Consider the following 6,741-nt stretch of genomic DNA (forward strand, 5'->3'; position numbering starts at 1 on the left):
CGAATAGCCATACCGGGTACAACATTGCTCATTGCTTTCGTGTCCACATTCATCTTGTTTTGGCTGCTCAACCTATTTCCTTCTGAAACGTTCCCGCTGGTCTGGATTGTCCCAATCCTGTTTCTCGAGCCGCTTGCCTATGCCTTGGGAGTACGCGCGTCACTCATTCGCCAAATTGAGCAAGGAAATCTAGCGCTCCCGCTGTCTCTCGGTATCGGTACGCTCATAACCGGATTTTGGTGGGAGTGCTGGAATTTCTACTCGCTTCCGAAATGGATCTACACGATCCCGTATGTCGGCTTTTGGAAGGTCTTCGAGATGCCGATCCTGGGATATCTGGGCTATCCGTTTTTTGGATTAATCGTATTTAGCTACGCAGCGCTCATCTTGAACTACATCGCCAAGCAGGATCTAGCCGAGCTGTTTTCGTCCCCATCCTAGTGCGTCTGCTGCCGATTAGGGGACGAAGCTACCGTGAGTTTGCGGCAGCACATCCGGTGAGCATGGGCAATCCAAGGCAGTTCGTCAGAGTTGGTCGCGGGCAGACCGAAGACCACACGTTCCGGACTTTCAAGTTCGCCGAAACTAGCCACAGCGGAGTCTAGGTGGCAATTATCGCACCTGTAGATAGCCTGCTTGCCCTGCATCAGGCCGCAAATCCCCAACGACTCTCAGTCGCTCACGCTTCAGGCCTTGCCCGACCAAAATGCGCTGAATCGCCGCCGCTCGCCGTCCCGCCTGTTCTTGGCTAAGTACTCCGCGCTGCCCGACATATGTGAGCTCAACGACGCCTCAGACATGCCGGGATATGAAAACAGCAGCGTGCTTCAAACTGCTGCAAAGCACGGCGTACGCGCGCGAACGCCGTTTGCCCTGGAGGTACTCTGACGCCATTTCAGCTTCGACGGGCAAAATCTTCAGGACAGACTTGCGGAGATCTCGACCGAAGAGACGCGGAAATGTGCCTGCTCGGCCGATGGGCGGATGCACGGCGACCGGTTCACGAAGTGAGACAATGGCCGGCGTGCCAAAGCTAGCACTTGATTTCCTGCTGCGACCGGCGACAATGACGTCGCGCCAGCTTTCCGGTACCAAGCTCTCCATAAGACGGGGAAAACCCGCTCGGCGACGGCAACACCACTGCTGCGCGGGAGGTATGGCGGTATGGTTCATGCGCTGGCTGCAGTGCCTGCCCTGCGAAGAATTCACCTGTTTCACGCCGAAATCGCCACCGACGCCGGAAGAGTGGGAACACCAACAAATGATCGTCGAGACAACGTGTTGCGCATGCGAGAACGTGCGCAAGTGTTGAACTAAGGAGGCGCGATAGACTGAAGGGACTCCAAGCCGGCGTCAGACCGGCCGAAGGGCATCACCAAGGGAGGAATGCATGACGACAGTAACCCGACGTAACGTCCTCAAGAGCGGTACCGCGCTCGTGGGCGGCATGGCCGGCATCCTGGCCACTGGCCGCGCGCCCGCTTTTGCACAGGGCACGACGGTACACTGGCTGCGTTGGAACGACTTCGTGCCGGCTTCCGATCAGCTGCTGCGCAAGGAGCTGCTGCCCGCTGCCGAGAAAGTGCTGGGAATCAAGATTAATCTCGAGACCGTGAATGGCAACGACCTGCAGCCGCGTATCACCTCGGCGATTCAGTCGGGCGCAGGTCCCGACATCATCATGCTCTTCAACAACCACCCGCAGATCTATTCGGAGAGCGTCGTCGACCTGTCCGACCTCGCAAGCAGTGTGGGCAAGGCCGAAGATGGCTACTATGATCTGTGCAAATCGAACTCGGCCGACGACCAGAAGTGGATCGCCCTGCCATGGACTATCGTCGGCGCCATGATCGCCTACCGAAAATCGTGGTTCGACGAGGTCGGCTCCCCGACCTTCCCCGACACTTGGGAGAAGTATCGCGAGGTTGGCAAGAAGCTCAAAGCGATGGGCCGGCCGATCGGTCAGACGCTCGGCCACACATTCGGCGACGCGCCGACGTTCAGCTACCCCTATTTGTGGTCGTGGGGCGGCTCCGAGATTGAGAAGGACGGCAAGACTGTCAACATCAACAAGAAGGAGGTCATCGACTCGGTCAAGTTCATGACGGCCTTCTGGAAAGAAGCCCATGACGAGGGCGGCCTCGCCTGGGACGACACCAACAACAACCGCGCGTTCTTGTCGCAAACGATCTGCGCCACACTCAACGGCGCTTCGATCTACATTGAGTCACTGCGCAACCCCGACAAGTACATCACCGAGAAAGGCGCGCAGCTGAAAACCGACATCCAGCACTCGCCCTTGCCCAAGGGCCCGGCCGGGCAATTCGCCATGCACACCTACTTCTCTCACGTCATTCCGAACTACTCGAAGAATCAAGCCGGTGCGAAGGAGTTGCTGAAGTGGATCCACACAAAGGCGAACTACGAGCCGTGGTTCGTGTCCCAGAAGGGCTTCGCGACGCCGCCAACCCACGCGTGGGAGAAGCACAAATTGTGGGAAGAGGACAAGGTCATGGCGCCCTTCAAGGTCGCCGGCCTCCTCGGCCAGACGCCCGGCTATCCTCTGCCCTCATCAGGCAAAAAGCCCGCCGAGGTGCTCACCAAATACATCATCACCGACATGTACGCCAAAGCAGTCCAGGGCGGCACGGCGGAGGATGCCGTGAAGTGGGCGGAAGGCGAACTCAAGAAGATCTATACTTGAAAGGACGCTCTCACCGGTCCGTGCGGCTGCGAAACGGCTGCCGCACGCCGGGCGCATCGGGCTTGATCGGTCGGGCCGTCTGCGCCCGGAGGCGGCGCGCTCAGCGGTTGGTCCACTCCGTCGCCCGCGTGGTGTCGGGACATCCAAGGTTTCGCATGACGCACCTGCTGGCGCGCGCATCGAGGTGAAGCGAAATGGCGATCGCTGAGACTCAAGTCTACATGCCACAGGCGCCGCGGCCCAGGCTCCGGCTGCTCGAGGACGAGCGTTGGCTCGCACTCATGCTGCTGGTGCCGACCCTGGCGCTGCTCGGTATGTTCATCGCCTATCCGTTCGTGCGCGGCATCCTGCTGTCGGTGACCAACTCGCGCGTGGGTGTGCCCGGCGAGTTCGTCGGTCTCGCCAACTTCTACAAGATATTCAATGACGGAATCTTTCGCACCTCCGTCTACAACACCTTCGTCTATACGGGCGTGACCACCGTCTTCAAACTGGCGCTCGGGTTGTGGCTGGCCATGCTGCTCAACCGTAATTTCCGCGGCAAGGCTTTGACCCGTGCTTTCATCCTGCTGCCCTTCATCATCCCGACCGTGCTCTCGACTTTCGCCTGGAAGTGGATGTTCGACCCGACATTTAGCGTTCTCAATTGGCTCCTCTACCATTTCGGCTTGATCACCGGTCGGATCAATTGGCTGGGCGATCCAGACCTCGCCATGATCTCGATCATCATCGTCAACATCTGGCGCGGGGTGCCGTTCTTCGCCATCAGCCTGCTCGCCGGCCTGCAGACTATCAGTCCCGAACTCAGCGAGGCCGCCGCCATCGACGGCGCCAAGCCGTGGCAGCGGTTCTGGCACATCACCTGGCCGCTGCTGCTGCCCGTGACCATGGTCGTCGTGCTGTTCTCGGTGATTCAGACGTTCGCCGACTTCCAGATCGTCTATGTGATGACAGGCGGCGGACCAGCCAACGCAACGCACCTGTTCGCCACCTACGCCTATCAGATCGGCATCGGCACCGGCCTTTTGAGCGAGGGCGCCGCCATCTCGCTTGCCATGTTTCCGATCCTGTTTCTGGTCGTCATCATCCAACTTCTATACATCCGCCGCGTAGAGGTCCGCTGAGCCATGATCGAGGGCGCAAGATGGCGAAAGTGGGTGTTCTTCTACGTCCCGATGGCGCTGTTCCTGCTTTTCCTGCTGTTTCCGTTCTACTGGATGGTGATCACTTCGGTGCGGCCCGATGGCGAACTTTACCGACCCTGGAATTCGATCAACTACAATCCGTTCTGGACCTGGAAACCGACCTGGGACCACGTCAGATACCTGTTCGAGGAGACGCTGTTTGCATCGTGGCTGTGGAACACGACGTTCATCGCGCTCGCGTCAACCGCTATCTCGCTCGTGTGTGGCGTGTTCGCCGGCTATGCTCTGTCGCGGCTGAGCTTTCCATTTGCCGGTAGCCTAGGCACGGGCATTTTCATCACCTATCTGGTGCCCCAGACGCTGCTGTTCATTCCGCTGGCCGAGATCATCCGAAACTATCGGCTGGGTGACACGCCCTGGTCATTGATTCTGACCTATCCGACCTTTCTTATTCCGTTCTGCACCTGGCTCATGATGGGCTACTTCAAGGCGGTGCCCAAGGAGCTAGAGGAATGCGCGCGCATTGACGGCGCCTCGCGCTGGCAGGCCATGCTCTACATCGTCATCCCGGTGGCGATCCCGGGCATTCTGTCGGCCGGCATCTTCGCTTTCACGCTCTCGTGGAACGAGTTCATCTATGCACTTGTCTTCCTGTCTTCGCCTGAGCAGAAGACCGTGCCGGTCGGGGTCACATCGGAGCTGATCCGCGGCGATGTATTCTTCTGGGGACCGCTGATGGCTGGTGCCCTGCTAGGATCGATCCCGGTTGCCATCGCCTATTCGTTTTTCGTCGAGCACTACGTCGCAGGATTGACCGGATCGGTGAAGGGCTGACACCCCGGATCATCGAGATTTGAAAGCGCGCACGCAGAATGCGCATAGGCCGTTGGGAGACAGGTGGGAGCGAATGGGACAGGTCGTCCTCAAGGGGATCAACAAGTTCTACGACAGCGTGCACGCTGTCAAAGACGTCAATCTGCAGATCCGCGACAAGGAGTTCGTGGTGTTCGTCGGACCGTCCGGCTGCGGCAAGACGACGACGCTCAGGATGATCGCCGGACTTGAAGCAATCAGCTCCGGCGATATCTCAATCGACGGCAACGTGGTCAATGAACTGGCGCCCATGGACCGCGACATCGCCATGGTGTTCCAGAATTACGCGCTCTACCCGCACATGAGCGTGCAGGACAACATGGCGTTCGGCCTGAAGATGCGCAAATTCGAAAAGCCCGAGATTGAAAAGCGCGTGCGGGAGGCGGCCGACATCCTCGGCATCGGCGAATTGCTTACGCGCAAGCCGCGCCAGCTCTCCGGCGGCCAGCGCCAACGTGTGGCGCTAGGCCGTGCCATCGTGCGCCACCCCCGCGTGTTCCTGTTCGACGAGCCGCTGTCGAACCTCGATGCCAAGCTGCGGGTGCAGATGCGCGTTGAGCTCAAGAAGCTGCATCTGCGTCTCGGCACCACCGCCATTTACGTTACCCACGATCAGGTCGAGGCCATGACGCTGGGTGACCGGGTTGTCGTCATGAGGGACGGCGTGGTGCAGCAGGTGGGGGAGCCGCTCGAGCTATACAATCAGCCTGCCAACAAGTTCGTCGCCGGCTTCATCGGCTCCCCGGCCATGAATTTCGCCGCCGTTACAGTGACCGAGGCGAACGGATCGCTGATCGCCGAGAACTCCGGCTTGAGCATCAAGCTGCCGGACGAGACCGCGCAGCGCCTGCGCGGCCATATCGGCCGCGAGGTCACGCTCGGCGTGCGCCCGGAGGACCTCACCGTGGCGGACACCGCCGATCCCGACCACCTCTGCTTCGATGCTGTGATCGAGGTGGTCGAGCAACTCGGTTCGGAAATCCTGCTCGATATGAAGGTCGGCGAGGGCGTCATGGTGGCGAGCGTCGAGCCAACTGTGCGGGTGAAGGTGCGCGACAAGCTGCGCGTTGCCATGCGCCCTTCCAGGCTTCACGTTTTCGACGCGAAGACTGAGGCGGCAATCTAACCCCAGCACAAGCGGAAGTCTTTCCTCCGACTGGTCAAGTGCAAAAAAGCGTACTTTTGGATCCACTCATAGTCTAAGTGGGGTCCCCCATCGCCCTCGGGGTATTTCACAAACGCGGAGTGAATAGCGTTCATGATGAGCCTTTCTACTACCTCGGACGACATTTAGCCTCCTGCTTCGAGAACGCATAACGCCGCCCAAGCGGAATTTAGTCGCTGGGCAGCGTTGCCAAGACGCCGGCCCCTGAAATCACCCGGCACCATTTCGTCCTAACATCCACGCAAGCGGTTCAATGACGTACCAAAACCAAGCTGATACTGTCGAGTCCGCCAACTGAGGCGGGCATTAGATTCAGACAATTTTCGCGATGCGCTACCTTCTCAGCCTTAGGGCTCGGATGAAGCTGGAAGTCAGAAACTCGATCGCGGGTTTCGGGGCTTTCCTTGCGATTACTCTGTTCTTTTGCCTGATCCAGGCAGCCCATGATGGGATCGTGACGCAATCGCTCCTTCGATAGCCAGCGATTATGCTACGATGGCTCAACGCCGCGCGTCGCCGTTCTTTTTTCTGGACGGCAGCGATCCCGATCCTCTGCTCGGCCCCACCGATTTGGTTTCAGAGGTACGGCATCGCGTGGTTGCACGTCGGCGAATTGTTCGAATCAGCGCATCAGTTGTTTCGAAGCGATCTATTCCCTGCCGGGCACGAGCCGTTTCCGAGAACCTCTTTAACCGTCCAGTTATGGCGCGTGTTGACAGCAGCAAGTAGTCGATCACAGCTTGGTTGTGTTCACCTAGTCTGATGGCAACAACCCACCCGGCAGGCAAGTGGACTTGACGCTGGATCGTCCAATGCGGGGAATGGTTTTTCTTCTTTCCAGCGCACCAACGGGC

The 6,741-nt window shown here is 59.0% G+C and carries 5 protein-coding genes; all 5 read left to right on the forward strand.

Translation table 11 applies throughout. From position 1 onward, the window contains the following. Window positions 1–441: hypothetical protein (locus WCE35_RS22215; protein ID WP_424595467.1), on the forward strand; the 441-nt coding region annotated here is incomplete at its 5' end. A gap of 949 nt (window positions 442–1,390) precedes the next feature. Beyond that, on the forward strand, window positions 1,391–2,704 hold the full coding sequence (locus tag WCE35_RS22220; protein ID WP_424595468.1) for an ABC transporter substrate-binding protein: 1,314 nt from the start codon (window positions 1,391–1,393) through the stop codon (window positions 2,702–2,704). A 281-nt stretch (window positions 2,705–2,985) separates the two neighbouring features. Continuing rightward, the gene (locus WCE35_RS22225; RefSeq protein ID WP_424595469.1) at window positions 2,986–3,828 is read left to right on the forward strand and encodes a carbohydrate ABC transporter permease; all 843 of its coding nucleotides are present in this window, start codon (window positions 2,986–2,988) and stop codon (window positions 3,826–3,828) included. A 3-nt stretch (window positions 3,829–3,831) separates the two neighbouring features. Further along, window positions 3,832–4,683 carry a carbohydrate ABC transporter permease gene (locus tag WCE35_RS22230; protein WP_424595470.1) on the forward strand — a complete coding sequence of 284 codons (852 nt, stop codon included), beginning with the start codon at window positions 3,832–3,834 and terminating at the stop codon, window positions 4,681–4,683. Window positions 4,684–4,756: 73 nt separating this feature from the next. Beyond that, window positions 4,757–5,848 carry an ABC transporter ATP-binding protein gene (locus tag WCE35_RS22235; RefSeq protein WP_424595471.1) on the forward strand — a complete coding sequence of 364 codons (1,092 nt, stop codon included), beginning with the start codon at window positions 4,757–4,759 and terminating at the stop codon, window positions 5,846–5,848. The last annotated feature ends 893 nt before the right edge of the window (window positions 5,849–6,741 follow it).

Origin of the sequence: Bradyrhizobium sp. (genome assembly GCF_049691595.1) — a bacterium.
GTDB lineage: Bacteria > Pseudomonadota > Alphaproteobacteria > Rhizobiales > Xanthobacteraceae > Bradyrhizobium.